Source organism: Lysinibacillus irui, assembly GCF_028877475.1.
GTDB classification, from domain to species: Bacteria; Bacillota; Bacilli; order Bacillales_A; family Planococcaceae; genus Lysinibacillus; species Lysinibacillus irui.
The window spans coordinates 1,648,808-1,666,093 of sequence record NZ_CP113527.1 but is presented as its reverse complement, the minus strand read 5'-3'; the positions used below and the strand labels follow the sequence as shown (position 1 = coordinate 1,666,093).

Below are 17,286 nucleotides of genomic sequence, written 5' to 3'. Positions count from 1 at the left end.
TCCATGACTAAAAAAGGGGTGTGTGCATGACATAAATCCCCTGTCGCCATAGCCTTATTTCATTCAATTTTACCTAGTTAGAACCTACCGCACTCACAAAAAGCACCTCGCATTAGTTTTCATTGTTATCTAATTATTGACATTATCTTACTACATGTTGTCAAAAAAGTAAAGGTGTTCATATAGGAAAGGGATTCTTCTAATTTTTGTCGAATATCACTATGAAGGAGTGACCAAATGCGCAAAAAAACCATTCATACCATTTTTAGCTTTATGCTCATCTTCAGTTTATGGATTCCTACAGCCTTTGCCTCTTCATCATTAATTGGAGAAAGAAACACAATAGGCTTTCATTATACGGTATTGCAAGAAAACGATCACTTTAGGTGGGAGATTACCAACAAAGACAGTCAAAAAACCATTGTGGAGAGCCCTAACAATATGGGGATATTAGGACAGTTTAGGGAAGCGGTAAACGACATACATTCAACATTGATCACCCTGATTATTTCGCTCATTATTATCATTATCGCTGCCGTTATTTGTTTGCAATTCTTTAGAAGGCAAAAGCATGAGCTGAGAAATCCTGCATCTTTCATATTTGCGATTCTATTCGTCATAGCGATAGTGATCGTTTTCAACCAAACACATGGTCTTCACCTAGCCATTCAAGAAGCCACATATATTTTTGACAGCATTCCTAGTTAAAACTAATATTTTAAAATTAATTACTTGATATCCTTATTCTAAAATAAAAAGACCTGTAGAAAATTCTACAAGTCTAGTGATTTATGATGGGCTTTTCTTGTTTCAATAATTTTAGAACCAGAGAATAGCAGTAAAGCCGCCCAAATAATACTAAATGCTAAAAGCTCTACCTGACTGAATGGCTCTTTGTATAGCACAATGCCTAAAACCAAGACAATGGTTGGCGATACATATTGAATAAAGCCTAGTAAATATAAAGGTATATTTTGTGCACCCTTGGCAAATAAAATAAGCGGTATTGCTGTAACTAACCCACTGAAAATCATTAAAATATCTGTTTTTACATCGACATGTAAAAATGAAGCTTGATGTGTTGTAAACAGATAAACATAATAGCCTAATGCAAAGGGTAAAATCAACAATGTTTCAATGGCTAAGCCCCTTGTGGCATCCAATTTGATTTTCTTTTTTAGTACACCGTAAATAGCAAAGGACAGTGCGATCAGCAATGCTACCCATGGCACAGATCCGTAATTGATTGTTAAAATAATGACAGCAATAAAAGCGATCCCCGTCGCTATCCATTGTGCACGACTTAGCGATTCTTTAAAGAATATTACCCCAAAAATAACCGATAACAGTGGATTAATATAATAACCTAAGCTTGTTTCAATTAAATGATTATGGGTTACTGCCCAAATATACAAATACCAGTTCATTGAAATGACAAAGGATGCACCTGCAAGCTGCCAGAAAAGCTTTTGATGGGACCATAAATATTTTAAATCTGCAAGGAGATCCTTACGCATTCGAAATACGATAACAGCTAGTACCGTAAAGACAAAAGACCAAATAACACGTGATAATAAAATCTCCATACTCGGTACGTGTTCAAGTAGTTTCCAATATAGAGGGAAAGCTCCCCAAAAGGCATAGGCTAAAAAGGCTGCCAGTACCCCTTTTTTCTCATTTGACATGACCACTAACGCTCCTACTCTTTTTGAAATCGATAGACGACCTCACATAATATTAAACTAGTTAAAGAATAGACTCATTATAGGACTTTGAGTAGCAACTGTAAATGCCAAATTTCTAGTGACTTGCTATCACCGTTCACCTTGCTGTTCCGCTTCGAGCTCAGAAATATATTTACGCACTGTACTATAGCTAATATCTGGATTGATTTGACGCTTGATGCGAATATGGATTTCTTTAATCCCTACCCCTTGCTCACGCATATCTCGAATCATCGACTTAAGAGGACCTGTCAGTGATTCTCTTGACAGCGCTGTATACTTACTTAATTCTATTAGCAGCTCTGTATTTTGTTGACGGAGCACCTTCATCTCTTCTACCACGCAATTGTATTCCGTCACCTTTTTTTGGAGGACCATGTTTTGCTGCTTGACCTTTTGCATTTCTTCTGTAAGCTGTGCATTTTGTTTTTTTAACATTTTTCGTTCTCGTTCTAAACTATGCTGTTTATGATCCAAATCTGTATGCATAGCATTGTACAGCTCTTCCATATGCAACAGCTCCAGATAACGGCTTTGCGGCACAATCATTAAATTCTCAGTCGTGTAGAGAGCTAGTGTTCCATCTTGATTAGGCTCATACGAAAATGCAGAGGACTTTATTTTATTCCCCATTACTTCTTCACTCCCCCACGAACAAATTTATCTATTCGTATTGCTTTGTGTATCATCTATCCGCTTCCTTTTTCACTTGATAATCATTCTCATTTATTTTTATGATAATCAGTATTTCTGTTTTTGTCAAAGAACAATTACCAAGAGCTCTTTTTTCCAAATCAAAAGCTTCTTGCAACAACTTGAGCAAGAAGCTTTTGATTTTACATTTTTTTCAGTTTTTCATATTCTAATTGCAAACGCTCAATACGTTTACGACCCTCTTCACGATTTCTTGCCGTTTCTGCTTGGATTTGCTTCGTTTCTTGAATACCAGACATAATCGTTTGCCATGTTGTTTCGATAGTTTCGATTTTAATGCTTGGGCTACCTGCTTGACGCGCGATATTTACACTGTTTTTACTAATATTTTCAGCATTACGAACAAGCATTTCGTTCGTACGACGGTCTAGCTCACTCATGGAGTCAGAAATTAGCTTTTGTCGTTTTAATGTGACTGCGTGAATCAAGCCCTGTTTAAAAATTGGAATTGTCGTCACGAAGGCAGAGTTAATTTTGGCAATTAAATGGTTATTACCTTGCTGCATTAAACGAATTTGAGGTGCAGATTGGAACGATACTTGTTGTGCCATTTCTAAATCATAGCGACGTTGCTCTAATAATTCCACAGCACGTAGCATTGTTTCGTATTCCATCGCTGCTAATTGATCGCCCGTTTGAGCTTTTTGTTCAAGTGCTGGTAATGCTGCACGAACCTCTTCAATTTTTACCTCAATCGCTGCAACAAATTTACTTAATGATTGGAAGTAATTTAAGTTTTGTTCATACAAATTTTCAAGGTCGATCGTATTGCGCTTCATTTCTCCCTCGTATTTTTGAATTTCGCGGTAAATGACATCCACTTCTTTGTTCATGCTGTCATATTTAGATAAAAACTTTTCCAATTGCTCTTTCCCTTTATTAAAGAGCTTTGAGATAAAGCCACCCTTTTTCTCATCAGCAAAATCTTGTGGATCAAATTTATCCATAATTTTATTAAGATTATTTAATAGTACACTTGATTCCTCAAGCTTACTGGATTTCATCGTCGCTAGCATTTTATCTGAAAAAGTAGAAATGCCATTGGCTGTTTCTTTACCAAGCTCAAGCATAGCAATTTGATCTTTAACATCAATTTTTTGTGCAAGTGCATGAATCTCTGGATCTTTCTTTAGCATCAGCTGATTTTGTGCAATTTGCGATAACTCCTGCTCCGACACAAGCACTGGCTTTTGTTCAGGCTCTTGTTGCAAAAGTGGATTTGGTTGTAATAAAGGATTTTCTGAAGCGAATGGGTCCTTGGATTTTAAAAGATCGTTGTTAAATTCAGACATACGTTTTACCCCCTGCAATTTATCTCTACTAATTATTTACGATTACCATCTAAAAAAGTTTCATTTCCGGTTCATGACAAACTCATTTTCGTGCTCTTTTTTAAATTATAGCTTCTTTCGATCCAAAATTCGACTGATTCCGTAAATTCCTTTACATTGTTTACTAACAATGGCATCAAACAACCAAAAAAGCAGCTACATCTATCACGTAGCTGCTTTGAACTTATGTTGTTACCTTTAAAACCGTTTTAATTTTTTGAATTACTCCACCTGAGCTATATGTCAGCACACTTCGTTTATAGAAGGATAAACTAAATAGATACACGACAATTATCGTTACAATTAAAATCCCTAATGATAGTAGCGGTACAATACTGCCGATATCTGTAGCACCAATTCGCATCGGCATGATCATTCCAGAAGTTAATGGAATATAGGAGAAAATTTTAATAATTAACGTATCTGGATTACCCATTCCTGTAAGCATAACGTAGAAGCCGATCATCGTAATAATCATAGCAGGCATTAACACTTGACCCGCTTCCTCTACCTTCGATACTAGTGAACCAAATAATGCGCCAATGATTAGATACAGAATAACCGTTAACAGTAAAAATACGATGGCATAGATAACATAGCCAACAGATAATTCTTTGATGATGCTAGCAGCCGCATCCCAAACCATTCCGTCTTTGACAAACTTCGAATAGATCAGAAACACTACTGCAATAATCCCCATCTGCGTTAACGCAAGTAATAATACCCCTGCAATTTTTGCTTTAAAATGTGTGGCTGGCTTCACACTAACTAAAAGCATTTCCATTGCTCGTGAGCCTTTTTCAGAAGCAATTTCCGTCGTAATCATCGAAAGGAATGTAGAAATAAAGAAATAGATTAATATACCCACTGCATAGGAAACTACTAACCCAGATTGCTTCTCTTCTTCACTTTTACCACCAGCTGATTCTTCATTTAAATTTTTGGTAGTAATAGACGTTTGTGCACCCATAATTTGTGCCGCTTGTTCTGGTGATAAAGATAATTGCTGAACGGCAAAATGCTGACCAGCATACTGCAATAAAGAAGATAATGCTGACTGATCGTTTAATTTTAGTGGTGTAAACGTAGCGATTTCTGCATGTAGTTGGCCACCTTGATCGTTAATTGTCACAATGGCATCTAGCTTACCATCTTTAACCCTTTTTTCTAGTGCTGATACATCTTTTTCATCCTGAATAAAGGCCATATCTCCATTGGAAACAAAGATTCCACTTAAATCAGCGGATGTCTCATTAACAATGGCAATTTGCTGGGCTTCATCATCACCTGTAAATAGCTCCTTAATATCAGACCAAAATACAGCTACAGACATGACAACAACATATAAGCAAGTCATTAAAATAAATGATTTTGATTTAATTTTTGATTTGTATAATTGCTTCATTAACAAATTAAACTTCGACAATATGGCCACCTACTTTATCTTTAAATATTTCATCTAACGATAAATAATCTAAGCTGAACTTTTCAATATACTTCCCATCTGACAACTGCTCAAAAATACTTTGGGCAAAGCTTTCGTCTACTAGTGTTAGGACTGTTTGTTCCTTCTCAACACGTACATCCTTGACCCCATCGAGTGCCAATAACTGTGTCGTTGACCAATCCGTGCGAACAGCAAGCTTTGTTTTTCCATATTGTTTCTTTAAATCTAGTAAGCTACCAGAAAATAAAGACACACCTCGTTTTAATAAGCACAAATGATCGCAAAGCTCCTCCACATTATCCATTTGGTGACTGGAGAACAGAATGGTCGTACCCTGCTCTTTTAATAATAAAATAGCATCCTTTAGTAAATCCTTATTGACTGGATCTAGACCACTGAACGGTTCATCTAAAATTAAAAACTCAGGTTTATGGATAAAACTTGCAATAAGCTGAACCTTTTGTTGATTCCCCTTTGACAAGGTTTCTGCCTTATCTTTGCGTTTTTCACCGAGCTCAAAGCGTTGAATCCAAAAATCAATTTCCTTTTTTAGCTCTGCTCTTTTCATGCCTCGTAACTCACCAAAAAAGTAAAGCTGTTCCTCTACCTTCATCGTTGGGAAAATACCCCGCTCCTCAGGTAAATAACCAAGGACATCGCGGTTAATGGCATTAACTGGCTTGCCGTTCCAAGTAATTGTCCCTGCCGTTGTTTCCTGTAAATCTAAAATCATTCGGAATGTTGTCGTCTTCCCTGCGCCGTTTTGACCAATAAGACCAAAAATTTCACCCTTTTCAATGGTAAAATTTAAATCATCCACAGCAGTAAACTCTTTGTATTTCTTCGTGACATGCTGTAACTGTAAAGTCATGTTGTAAATCCTCCTTATCCTTCAAATATATGTAAGTTTTTTTTCAAACCCTTTTTACGTTTTTCATTTTTCGATACGGATATAAGTACCATTATAGAGACGATCACATTCAGGCAACCTACACTAGAGTTGATTACGCTTCCGATCGAAAGATTATACATCCCCGCCAGTACATTAAACAGCAACAATAGTATAAAAATACGATTCATCGATTTGATATAGTTAATTTTCGAAGTTGCATCAGTAAATATTTCAAAGGGTCCCTCTGATTGTAGCTTTCGATAATAGGCCCAACCACCGAATTTGCTTACACATTCAATATTCATCATGTTTAGAAACTCAAAATAATCCTTTGATTTCCTATTAACGAATTCATTTCGATAAAAATATTGACCTGGCGTTCCTTTTTCAAACACAAAGTAGCCTACCATTGTTTTCTTTAAATTCCACCCCCGATCTGCCATATCATTAACCCATCGTTCTTCCTTTTCGTAATCAATAAAAAAACGATACACTCTTTTTTTCATCTAGCCTCACCCTTACAATAAAGTTTCCCTTTTCAATATTTTCTGATTTCCCAGAAAATAATGATCAATCCATTAATCTGAAAACACATTTAGTTCTCTCTTTAATCGATTGCGTACACGTATTAGCTTAATTAATGGAAAAGAGAATAACACAACGACAATTAGATTTAGCATATTCATCGTGAAACCAACCCAATCCATTGTGCGTTCGGAAAAATCCCCAGTCAAACCAGTTATGCCGATGAGTAAATTAAGTAGAATAAGAGAAAGCAAGACGGTCATCTTTTTTGACAGAGTGCCTAGTTTCGTTTTTTTATCTGTATACAGCTCAAATGGACCCTCCTGTGCCGCTTTTCTAAAAAATACAAAATTGCCAGAGCGATCTACTTGCTCAATGCCAGAGGATTTCAGAAATTCGAGATAATCCTCTTCATAGTGAGTGCCAAATCTTTCTAATTCATCATGGCGATAAATATAGCTACCTGACTCTCCACGTTCAAACGTAAAACGAATCCATGTGAATTTTTTCAAATGCCAGCCCTTACAAGCCATATCATTGACCCATTTCTCAATTGCATAGGGATTAATCATCAATCGATATTTATGCATATTATTCAACTCCTCTCGTTATACGGATACCATTGTCAAAAAGTTCCCTTAATCTCAAAATTTCATAGTCAACAACCGATTTCCCAGTTTCAGTAATGATATACTCCTTCTTTCTACCATCCTCATCAAGAGCCTCTATCCAGCCTCGTTCCAGCAATGTTTTAATCGCTCCATAAATAGTTCCAGCCCCTAAACGCACACGCCCATTGCTCAATTCTTCCACTAATTGCATAATGCCATAACCATGTCTAACCTCATATAAAGCTAATAAAATATAATAAACGCCTTCTGTTAATGGCGGATGCTCCTGTGTCATACAAATCCCCCTCTATATCGCCCATCAATATATCGCCAGTCGATATAAAAAATATATCAGCAGTCGATATAATTGTCAATGCTTATATTACCTGTTATTTCCTATAGTCCAACCATTTTGTTGCAGAACATCATACGCTATGTTAGTATGTAAGTGATTACTTGCATGAAAGGAAGTATGTTTTTGACAACGAAGGGAACGGCAGAACGAATAATCGAAGCTGCACTACAATTGATTAGTGAAAAGGGCTATACAGCTGCAACTACCAAAACCATTGCAGAATTAGCAGGTGTCAACGAAGTCACTCTTTTCCGCCATTTCGGCAACAAGCGTGGTTTATTAAAAGCCATTATTGAACAATTTTCTTATTATCCACTTTTACAACAGGAGATTAATCAAAATGTCACATGGGAATTAGAAAAAGATTTATTCAACTTCTCACTGAAACATTTCCAGTTTTTAATGTCGATTAAAGACTTTGTAATGATTGGCTTTAAGGAGTCCATTCAGTTCCCTGAAATTAGTGAGGAAATTGCGAATATTCCCCTTCTGATTAAGAAGGAGCTTATTCACTACTTTCAAGAAATGCATCAGCGAGGGAAAATAAGAGAATTGGATTTTGAAGCAGCTGCATTATCGCTCATTGCCCTAAATTTTGGTCATTTTATGTCACGTGCTCGACTTGGCACTATTGTGTCTGACATACCAACCGAAGAACTTTTACAGACAAGTGTTTCGATTTTTTCTAGGGGACTCGTTTCCTAGAAAAAATTTTTCCTATCAATGCAAGTAAGTACTTACTTAATTCAGGGGGTAATAAAATGAAAGGTTTACAAACATTATTGCGCGTTCGTGAAACCTATATAGGCATTGTCGCTACCATTGCCTTTCAATTAATTTTCTTTACTATTTGGATGACAGCGTATGATGGTGTCAATGAAAGAGCCGAGCAATTAACCATCGGCATTGTCTCAGAGGATACCGCCTTGGGGCAACAGCTAGCACAGAATATCAAAGAGTCTAGTCCTTTTGCCATAGAGGACTATTCGTCAATGGAGCATGCTGAGCAAGCATTAAACGAACGACAAATTAATATGATACTGCACATTCCAGTAGATTTTACGAAGCAACTTGAAGCAGGAAAAGAAGCGGAAATTATTTACGCTATTAATCAAGCCAATGCAAGCGTGGCGAAAAACATGATGGAGGATGTAGCAAAGCAAATGACTGAAGAAATGAATCAAGCCCTTTATCCAATGCAACAAAATCAGGCAATCGAGGTCTTTTCTCAACAATTTGCAAAGCTTCCTTTTGAGCAAAATACTGCACAGCAAATTACCGCGTCCGTCAAGACAACCGTTATGACTGTCAAAGACCATGCAATCGAGAGTACTATTGTTAAAACCAATAACGCGAAAGGCTTTGCGGCAAACTTTGTACCACTTATGGTGATCATTTCATCCTTTGTCGGTGCTATGGTGATGATTATGCAACACCAGCAAGCTGCCCAAATTGTTCGAGAAAGTCTATCCAAATGGCAATTATTTTTAGCAAGACAGCTACTCAATGTGACCGTAGCCTTTACCCTACCATTGCTAACAATTGCCTTAATGCAGGTCTTTGATATTACTAGCAACGAAAGCTTTCTCTCTATCTACTTCTTTCAATCTATCATGTATTTAGCTTTCCTTTGTCTAGCACAAGTTTTTGTTATTCTCTTTGGTAACGTTGGGATGGTCTTTAATATTTGCGCCCTCTCCCTCCAACTCGTAACATCAGGCGTACTCGTCCCCAAAAATATGCTCTCTGACTGGTACAACAATGTCGCCGCCATGCTACCCGCTACTTACGGAGCTGATGGCTACTATACCATTATATTTGGCGGAAGTGCCGACAATTTACTACAAAACAGCAGCTCCTTAGGCATCATCATCCTTGTGACAATGACCCTTGCAACAGTAGTAGTCGCCTTAAAGCCCACGCCACCAGCTCAATAAATTAATACACGCTGGACCAGATACTCTGTGGTTCAGCGTTTTATTATGGCGGGCCTATTGATTTCGGGGTTCTACGCTGCTCTTTGAGGTGCCTATCCAGCACTATAGCAAGGTTTATCCGCCGCTTGTTGCGGTTTATCCACTACTTTTCTGGCTCTAACCGTCACTTTGTGCGGTCTCCATCACTTGGCGCGGTCTATCCGTCACTTTTCCTGCTCTATCCGTCACTTTGCAAGATTTATCCGCCGCTTTGTCTGTCCTATCCGCTTCTTTCCTCTCTATCCTTCACTTGGCGCGGTCTATCCACCGCTTTTCCTTCTCTATCCATCACTTTGTGCGGTTTATCCACCACTTTCTCTGTCCTATCCGCTTCTTCCCTCTTATCCTTCACTTTGCGCAGTCTATCCACCGCTTTTCCTACTCTATCCATCACTTTATGCGGTTTATCCACCACTTCTCTGTCCTATCCGCTTCTTCCCTCTTATCCTTCACTTTGCGCAGTCTATCCACCGCTTTTCCTACTCTATCCATCACTTTATGCGGTTTATCCGCCACTTTCTCTTTTCTATCCACTTCTTCTCTCTCTATCCATCACTTTACTCGTTCTATCCGTCACTTTGCCCAGTCTATCCTCCACTTTCCCTTCTCTATCCGTCACTTTGCATGGTCTATCCACCGCTTTCCTTCTCTATCCGTCACTTTGTAAGATTTATCCGCCACTTTCCTTTTTCTATCCACTTCTTCTCTCTCTATCCGTCACTTTACTCGTTCTATCTATCACTTTCCCCACTCTATCCATCACTTTGCATGGTCTATCCGTCACTTTGTAGGATTTATCCGCCGCTTTCTCTTTTCTATCAATTTCTTTTCTCTCTATCCATCACTTTACCGTTCTATACATCACTTTCCCTGATCTATCCGTCACTTTGCAAGATTTATCCGCCACTTTCTCTGTCCTATCCGCTTCTTTCCTCTCTATCCTTCACTTTGCGTGGTCTATCCTCCGCTTTTCCTTCTCTATCCTCCACTTTTCCTTCTCTATCCATCACTTTGTGCGGTTTATCCGCCACTTTCTCTTTTCTATCCACTTATTCTCTCTCTATCCATCACTTTACGTGGTCTATCCTCCGCTTTTCCTCTCTATCCATCAATTGGCGCAGTCTACCCACCACTTCTTACATTCCTTAAGATTGCCGCAAGCTGCTGATTTAACATGGTCACACTATCTGTAAAATCGCCTCGGTACCACTGGATGATTAGGCCGATGATTGCATTTGCTTGATAGGCGCTATAATAATCAATGGAAATATGATCGGCCATTTGATGTTCATGATGATGTGTAATATCCCGCTTGAGCAGAGAATATATGCCGTCAAAAAGCATGTAATAGTATGTTAACGGGACATTTTTAGAAAACACAATGCGATAAAACATTTTAAAGCGTTCAATATGATGAAAGATTCGAATGGTATTTGGATCGAGTTGATCGGTATCCAAGGTGGTTACTGCCCGATATGGTTCTTCATAGGATTGATATAAGTCCTCCATGATCTCCTGAAAGTATTCTTCAAAGAGTCCTTCTTTTTGCTCGTAATGTAAATAGAAGGTGCCTCTATTCACCTTAGCCTCTCTACATATTTCAGCGATAGAAATTTGTTCCAACGGTTTTTGACTGAGCAATGTTAATAAGGCTTCATGCAAGGCTTGCTTTGTTTTTATAATTCGTAAATCCGTTGTGCTCATTTTTTCAGCTCCTTACTAAACAGTTTTTACAAAAGTGTTGATTACTCAACACATCATGATTTTTTGCATATTGAAATCGCTTTCAAGTTTATTATATGATTTTAATGAACAGATGTTCAATATCTAATGAAGACAATGAGGAGGTTTTTGAGATGAGATTAGAAGGTAAAGTAGCTATAGTAACAGGTGCAGCTTCAGGTATGGGGAAAGCCATCGCTGAAGGGTATGCAAAAGAAGGAGCTAAGGTTGTTGTTTCAGACTTAAATTTAGACGGTGCCCAAGCGGTTGTGGATGGTATTCAAGCGGCTGGAGGTACAGCATTTGCCATTCAAACAAATGTCGCATCAACAGAAGACTTACAGCGTTTATTTGATGAAACGAAACAAAACTATGGTCAATTAGATATTTTAGTAAACAATGCAGGGATCATGGATGGGATGGAGCCTGTTGGTGAAATTTCCGATGAACGATGGGATAAAGTATTTGCGGTAAATACAACAGCTGTGATGCGCTCGATGCGTATGGCGACAGACATTTTCCTTGCGCAAGGACACGGTGTCTTTGTCAATAATATTTCTGCGGGTGGCTTATATGGGGCACGTGCAGGTGCTGCCTATACAGCTTCAAAACATGCCGTTGTTGGATTAACAAAAAACACAGCGTTTATGTATGCTGATAAAAATATTCGCTGCAATGGTATTGCGCCTGGAGCAGTCATGACGAATATCGCCTCTTCAATGACCAATATGAGCCAAACTGGTGCAGCACGCCAAGCACTTGGTCTATCGATTAATCCGCGTGCTGGTCAACCAGAAGAAATTGCTCAATTAGCTATTTTCCTTGGATCAGACGAGGCAAGCTTTGTGAATGGACAAGTCATTGCAGTAGATGGTGGCTGGACAGCTTACTAAACAAGCAAAAAGCACGCACAGTAAAAATTATTTTCTGTGCGTGCTTTTATTCATTATAGTACTTTTCTTGATGGAAACAGACTTCCAATTATAGCACCAATAATCGCTGGTAGTATCCACCCTAAGCCAATATCATAAAAAGGTAGAATCGTTGAATAGGCCTTTTCTACAGCATCCAAGACACCTAACTTTGCGCCTGGTACACTTTCAATTAATGCTTTATAACCATCAATCAAACTAATGAAAAATGTAAAAATCATCGCAATAGCATATACCGTTTGCTTATTTTTAAAGAATGATGAGCTAAGTGCCAGCAAAATTAAGACAATCGCTAATGGGTACAGGAACATTAAAACGGGGATAGCAAATTGAATAATATTGTTTAAGCCAAAGTTTGCAATCGTAAAGGACACAACACATAATAAAAATACAAACCATTTATAGCTGATTTTTGGAAACACTTGATGGAAAAATTCACTACATGAAGTAATTAAACCAATACTCGTTTTTAAACATGCAAGAACAATGATAACAGCTAATAAAATGGCCCCAAATGAGCCGAAATAGTGATCCGCTACTGCGGCAAAAATTAAACCACCATTCTCAAAAGTGCCTACTGCTCCAATGCTGGAAGCGCCCATAAATGTGATTAATCCGTAAATTAGCATCATTAAAGCCATCGCAAATATTCCTGAAGTCCAGGTAGCCTTCGCTATCTGCTTTCGATCCGTAATTCCTGCACTTTTAATCGCATTGATGACAACAATCCCAAAGGCTAATGATGCTAAGGCATCCATTGTATTATAGCCCTCTTTAAAGCCTGTCATAAAGGCATTATCTATATAATCACCGATTGGCTGCTGGAAGTGCCCCATCGGTTTCACAATGCTTGTAATAATCAAAATAAATAAGACAACTAAAAAAGCAGGTGTTAAATATTTCCCAATATAATCCATAATTTTCGCTGGATTTAAAGAAAAATAGTAAACAACAGCAAAAAATAGAAAGCTAAATACGGCTAATAGCAATGTTGCATGCTGAGCTTCAATATATGGCTCAAAGCCTACCACAAATGGTACGGTTGCTGTACGTGGTATCGCAAAAAATGGCCCAATGGTTAAATAGAGCGCCAAAGAAAATACGATACCAAAAACAGGATGGACACGGCTCGCTAAATCCCGTAAGCCATTACTTCCTGATAAACCAATGGCTAAAATTCCGAGGAATGGCAGCCCGATGGCAGTGACTAAAAACCCGATTAATCCAAACCAAAAATTGGTCCCTGCTAATTGCCCCATTTGAATTGGGAAAATAAGGTTCCCTGCACCGAAATACAGTCCAAATAACATAGTTCCAATGACTGCATAGGTTGAGAAAGGTATTTTTTGTTGCATAATTGATGTACTCCTTAGATGTTTTAGACTATAGCAAATTATTTTAATCGAATGATTTTTCACTACAATTCCATCATGTTATCAAGCATTTATTATAATTACAATAGTTTTTTCATGATCTAGATGAAAGCTTCATTAATTAGTTAATTCCACAAAAAAAGAGCTGCCTGCTGACAGCCCTTCTCCTTAATTTGCAACTGACCATTCAATATGATCTAAAAATTTATAGACATCTTCATAAACTTTTTCACGTTCTTTATCTAACGTAATAATATGACCTGAATTTTCATACCAAATGATTTCTTTATCATCTGTTTCTACTGTATTTAAAATGAATGGTGCACTTTCTTGGTAAAGCTCATCGTCTAATGAACCTTGTAGTACTAGTGTTGGTGCTTTAATAGTGGATAATTCCTCACGTGTTTCAGTCGTTAAACGTGTTACGCCATCTAAAGAATCTTTTGGGGTAATACGTAACTCATGTAATTCTGAAATAATTTGATCTTTTGATTTATTTTCAAAGTGTTTATATAATCGAGCATAGTGGTACAAACGTGTAAATAAGCCTTTTGAGTTATCACGTGTTATTGGTGCACACATCGCAACACATGCCTTCACTGGGAATGTCTCTGCAACTTTTAGTGAGAAGACGCCACCAAGTGAAATCCCAACAACTGCGATTTCTTCATAGCCTTTCTTTTGTAGGAAGTTATAACCTTCCACGACATCGTTCCACCAGTCTTCTGGTTTAGTTTCTAATAAAGCTTCTGGTTCTACGCCATGCCCACTATAGATTGGTGCATGAACGGTATAACCACGTTGAGATAAGAATTCTCCTAGTTTTTTCACATCTTTTGTGCTACCTGTGAATCCATGCAGTAATAGTACGGCTTTTTTGCCTCCCTCAATTGTTAGAGGTTGTGGCTTTGTTAACTTCATTTTATGATATCCCCTTCACGGAAATTTATAATTGTGTATTTTATGTGTCTATCTTATCACCCTTTATTCATAATGTACAATTTATAGTTTTTATCAAATCAATGTGTATTGTGCATGAATGATGTCAGGTTAATGGCTGTACTATCACACTTTCTACTATTTAACTTTCCGATTCTTCTATTTAAAGGCAATGTCCTTTTAAAAATTTTTTGAACCCTATACTTCCAGACTGTTTCCCGTTATAATGCAGATAACTTAAAAATAACGAGAAAAGAGGTGAAAAAAATGGAGTGGCAACAATTAGAATATTTTGTAACGGTTGCAAAGTTAGAGCATATGACACGAGCTGCCGAGGCATTAGCGATTTCACAGCCAGCACTTAGTCGTTCTATATCAAAGCTGGAAGAAGAATTAGGTGTACCGCTTTTCGACAGACAAGGGCGCTCAATCATGCTAAACCGATATGGTGAACTATTTTTATATCGCGTACAACGCATGCGTAAAGAATATGAAAAGGCTGTTTTAGAATTACAAGAGCTGAATAATCCAGAGCTTGGGGACGTATCACTTGGTTTTTTACATACGCTAGGAACGAGTATCGTACCAGATTTGATTCGCGCTTTTCGTCAGAAACACCCCCATATCCGTTTTCATTTCACGCAAAACTATTCCCATTCACAATTAAAGCAATTGCTGGCTGGTGAGTTAGATCTTTGCTTATTGGCTGCCATAGATACAGAGCCTCCCGTTTGCTGGAAAGAGCTGTGGCGTGATGAGCTCTTTATTATGGTGCCTATTGACCATCCACTAGCTCATCGCAAAAGCATTAAAATGAAGGAACTGGAGCATGAAAATTTTGTGCTCATGAAAAAGGGCTATGCTCTTCGCCGTTCTGCTGACCGCTTATTAAACGCGGCTGGCATAAAGCCTAAAATTTCTTATGAAGGCGATGAAGTATCTACCATTGCAGGTTTTGTTGGGGCTGGTCTCGGCGTTTCCTTACTACCAGATGATGAGGATTTAAATCCGAAGAAGATCGTTAAAATCCATGTTGAGGATATGGTATGTGAACGTATTATTGGCATGGCTTGGATTGACAATCGCTATTTGCCTCCATCAGCACGCCAATTTAAACAGTTTGTCTTCGATTTTTATGAAAAAAAATAAAAAGATCAGGGCTTTGGCTGCCCTGATCTTTTTATTAGCGTAATTTTACCTGATATGAAAAAATATCCGTTGTATCACCTTGCATCTCAAATAATCCTTGTTCGACGAGTGTTCGTAAGCGATACATTAGAAAATCATTCCCTATATAATGATTAACTGTTCCAGCTGTCTGAGCTAAAATTTGCGTCGGCATCAGCCATTCTTCCTTGTGCTGTAACTGCAGATTCTTTGCACTGGCGATAATGTATGCGTCCAGTGCCTCTTCCTCTACATGCTCCAGTTTATTTTTCCATAGTCGTAGTGTACTTGGCTGTCCTTTTATGTCTTCCCATTCTTTGGCAAGTTGTTGACATTCTTGAGTAGAAAATCGTTTTGCAACAGTGCGAAGCTTCATAAGCATGTCTGAGGAAAGCTCACCTGTCTGACGAATAGTAATATTTGGTTGAATACGTTGCATGCCCTCTGTGGCATCAATTCCATAGACCATACTACTTTTATGATTAAACTCACTCATCACATAGCGCAGTCCAATTTGTTCATGGGCATTATGGCTATACCAAACCCAAACATCCACATCACTTGGTAACGTTTCGATTTTCCCCTTCCAATTTTCATAGATATCATTGTATAATTGTTGGTCATCATCGTCCAACATATGCGTCTCTAACCAATGTTTGCGTTCTTCAAAGCTCTGAAGAGGTCCAATCGAGAAATCATCATGGACACTTAGAACTGATTCATCACGCTGCAAACGATGTTGGCGTATGGCAAGCTTCAAGGAACCCTGAGTTGCTAAGCTAAAGGTAATATGTAAAATAGCCATGATCATTCCTCCCTATTGTTTACTAATAGCTATTTGTATCCCAATAAAAGTGAAGAGAATACCTTGAATCATATTTAATCGTTTTGCAATCACAGGCTGACCAATAATCACATTTCTAACCTTCCCTGCAAACAAACTAAATAAGATAAATAATACCAATGCTTGAACTAAAAATACTATACCCAAAATAAGCATTTGCAACGCAACATGTCCTTGTGAAGGATGAACAAACTGAGGTAGGAGCGCTAGGAAAAATAGCGATACTTTTGGATTTAAAATATTCATTAAAATCCCTTTTTTATACAACTTAACATAGGCTTGTACATTTTGCTGCTGCAAAGAAAATGGATCTCCTTTTGCACGAAATGATTGCCAAGCTAGATATAATAAATATGCTGCTCCTGCAAATTTTACAATAGAGAAAATAATAGTCGATTGATAAATAATCGCAGAGATACCGAGTACCGCTGCACTAATATGAACAAGAAGTCCCGTACATAATCCAAGTGATGTGGCAATACCAGCTTTTTTATCTTGTGTAATACTTTGCGCAAGCACAAACAAATTATCTGGCCCTGGCATTATCGTTAAAATAATCGCTGCACCTAAAAATGCGAATAACGTTGAAATTTCCACTACTTTCACTTCCTTCAACTTCTTTGAAAAACTATTTACATTATACTACACGACATTATTTTCACTAGATATAAGTTTATGTCTTTATTTAAATTTTTTCACGAACTTTAGCTTCACAAATTATGCTCGTTCAGACA

Annotated in this window: 20 protein-coding genes; 5 read left to right on the top strand and 15 right to left on the bottom strand. The window is 37.8% G+C overall.

What is annotated here, in order from left to right; all coding sequences use genetic code 11:
* The first annotated feature begins 237 nt into the window (after window positions 1–237).
* Complete coding sequence (locus OU989_RS08065; protein WP_274796614.1) at window positions 238–708, top strand: hypothetical protein; 471 nt, start codon at window positions 238–240, stop codon at window positions 706–708.
* A gap of 65 nt (window positions 709–773) precedes the next feature.
* Here OU989_RS08065 and rarD read toward each other — a convergent pair whose 3' ends face one another.
* From rarD to OU989_RS08025, 8 genes are all read right to left on the bottom strand, one after another.
* Window positions 774–1,685: an EamA family transporter RarD gene (rarD, locus tag OU989_RS08060; protein ID WP_274796613.1), complete on the bottom strand. Its 912-nt coding sequence runs from the start codon at window positions 1,683–1,685 to the stop codon at window positions 774–776.
* Between the two features lie 129 nt (window positions 1,686–1,814).
* Window positions 1,815–2,357 (bottom strand): hypothetical protein, encoded by a 543-nt coding sequence (locus OU989_RS08055; protein WP_274796612.1) that lies wholly within the window; start codon window positions 2,355–2,357, stop codon window positions 1,815–1,817.
* Window positions 2,358–2,560: 203 nt separating this feature from the next.
* On the bottom strand, window positions 2,561–3,730 hold the full coding sequence (locus OU989_RS08050; RefSeq protein ID WP_274796611.1) for a toxic anion resistance protein: 1,170 nt from the start codon (window positions 3,728–3,730) through the stop codon (window positions 2,561–2,563).
* 223 nt (window positions 3,731–3,953) lie between these two features.
* Complete coding sequence (locus OU989_RS08045) at window positions 3,954–5,204, bottom strand: ABC transporter permease (RefSeq protein WP_274796610.1); 1,251 nt, start codon at window positions 5,202–5,204, stop codon at window positions 3,954–3,956.
* Complete coding sequence (locus tag OU989_RS08040; RefSeq protein ID WP_274796609.1) at window positions 5,182–6,087, bottom strand: ABC transporter ATP-binding protein; 906 nt, start codon at window positions 6,085–6,087, stop codon at window positions 5,182–5,184. Before OU989_RS08040 ends, OU989_RS08045 begins: the two co-directional genes overlap by 23 nt.
* A 14-nt stretch (window positions 6,088–6,101) precedes the next feature.
* Window positions 6,102–6,614 (bottom strand): DUF2812 domain-containing protein, encoded by a 513-nt coding sequence (locus OU989_RS08035; protein WP_274796608.1) that lies wholly within the window; start codon window positions 6,612–6,614, stop codon window positions 6,102–6,104.
* Window positions 6,615–6,686: 72 nt separating this feature from the next.
* Window positions 6,687–7,223, bottom strand: a complete 537-nt coding sequence (locus OU989_RS08030) for a DUF2812 domain-containing protein (protein WP_274796607.1) — start codon at window positions 7,221–7,223, stop codon at window positions 6,687–6,689.
* 1 nt (window position 7,224) lies between these two features.
* Complete coding sequence (locus OU989_RS08025) at window positions 7,225–7,539, bottom strand: PadR family transcriptional regulator (protein ID WP_274796606.1); 315 nt, start codon at window positions 7,537–7,539, stop codon at window positions 7,225–7,227.
* Between the two features lie 177 nt (window positions 7,540–7,716).
* On the opposite strand from OU989_RS08025, the gene OU989_RS08020 reads away from it, so the two are divergent.
* Window positions 7,717–8,304, top strand: a complete 588-nt coding sequence (locus OU989_RS08020; RefSeq protein ID WP_274797295.1) for a TetR/AcrR family transcriptional regulator — start codon at window positions 7,717–7,719, stop codon at window positions 8,302–8,304.
* A gap of 56 nt (window positions 8,305–8,360) precedes the next feature.
* Complete coding sequence (locus OU989_RS08015; RefSeq protein ID WP_274796605.1) at window positions 8,361–9,536, top strand: YhgE/Pip domain-containing protein; 1,176 nt, start codon at window positions 8,361–8,363, stop codon at window positions 9,534–9,536.
* 259 nt (window positions 9,537–9,795) lie between these two features.
* Here OU989_RS08015 and OU989_RS08010 read toward each other — a convergent pair whose 3' ends face one another.
* From OU989_RS08010 to OU989_RS08000, 3 genes are all read right to left on the bottom strand, one after another.
* Complete coding sequence (locus OU989_RS08010) at window positions 9,796–9,987, bottom strand: hypothetical protein (RefSeq protein WP_274796604.1); 192 nt, start codon at window positions 9,985–9,987, stop codon at window positions 9,796–9,798.
* Window positions 9,988–10,492: 505 nt separating this feature from the next.
* Entirely contained in the window at window positions 10,493–10,624 is a 132-nt protein-coding gene (locus OU989_RS08005) for a hypothetical protein (RefSeq protein ID WP_274796603.1), read from the bottom strand.
* Window positions 10,625–10,697: 73 nt separating this feature from the next.
* Entirely contained in the window at window positions 10,698–11,279 is a 582-nt protein-coding gene (locus OU989_RS08000; RefSeq protein WP_274796602.1) for a TetR/AcrR family transcriptional regulator, read from the bottom strand.
* A 152-nt stretch (window positions 11,280–11,431) separates the two neighbouring features.
* On the opposite strand from OU989_RS08000, the gene OU989_RS07995 reads away from it, so the two are divergent.
* Complete coding sequence (locus OU989_RS07995; protein WP_274796601.1) at window positions 11,432–12,190, top strand: SDR family oxidoreductase; 759 nt, start codon at window positions 11,432–11,434, stop codon at window positions 12,188–12,190.
* Window positions 12,191–12,243: 53 nt separating this feature from the next.
* Here OU989_RS07995 and brnQ read toward each other — a convergent pair whose 3' ends face one another.
* Both brnQ and OU989_RS07985 read right to left on the bottom strand, forming a co-directional pair.
* Window positions 12,244–13,584 (bottom strand): branched-chain amino acid transport system II carrier protein, encoded by a 1,341-nt coding sequence (brnQ, locus tag OU989_RS07990; RefSeq protein ID WP_274796600.1) that lies wholly within the window; start codon window positions 13,582–13,584, stop codon window positions 12,244–12,246.
* A gap of 186 nt (window positions 13,585–13,770) precedes the next feature.
* Window positions 13,771–14,523: an alpha/beta hydrolase gene (locus tag OU989_RS07985; RefSeq protein ID WP_274796599.1), complete on the bottom strand. Its 753-nt coding sequence runs from the start codon at window positions 14,521–14,523 to the stop codon at window positions 13,771–13,773.
* A gap of 285 nt (window positions 14,524–14,808) precedes the next feature.
* Between OU989_RS07985 and OU989_RS07980 the strand changes: the two genes are divergently transcribed.
* On the top strand, window positions 14,809–15,690 hold the full coding sequence (locus tag OU989_RS07980; RefSeq protein WP_274796598.1) for a LysR family transcriptional regulator: 882 nt from the start codon (window positions 14,809–14,811) through the stop codon (window positions 15,688–15,690).
* Between the two features lie 34 nt (window positions 15,691–15,724).
* Here the strand turns inward: OU989_RS07980 and OU989_RS07975 are convergent, their stop codons facing one another.
* Both OU989_RS07975 and OU989_RS07970 read right to left on the bottom strand, forming a co-directional pair.
* Window positions 15,725–16,513: a DUF1835 domain-containing protein gene (locus OU989_RS07975; protein WP_274796597.1), complete on the bottom strand. Its 789-nt coding sequence runs from the start codon at window positions 16,511–16,513 to the stop codon at window positions 15,725–15,727.
* Window positions 16,514–16,525: 12 nt separating this feature from the next.
* Window positions 16,526–17,149 carry a LysE family translocator gene (locus OU989_RS07970; RefSeq protein ID WP_274796596.1) on the bottom strand — a complete coding sequence of 208 codons (624 nt, stop codon included), beginning with the start codon at window positions 17,147–17,149 and terminating at the stop codon, window positions 16,526–16,528.
* Window positions 17,150–17,286: the final 137 nt, after the last annotated feature.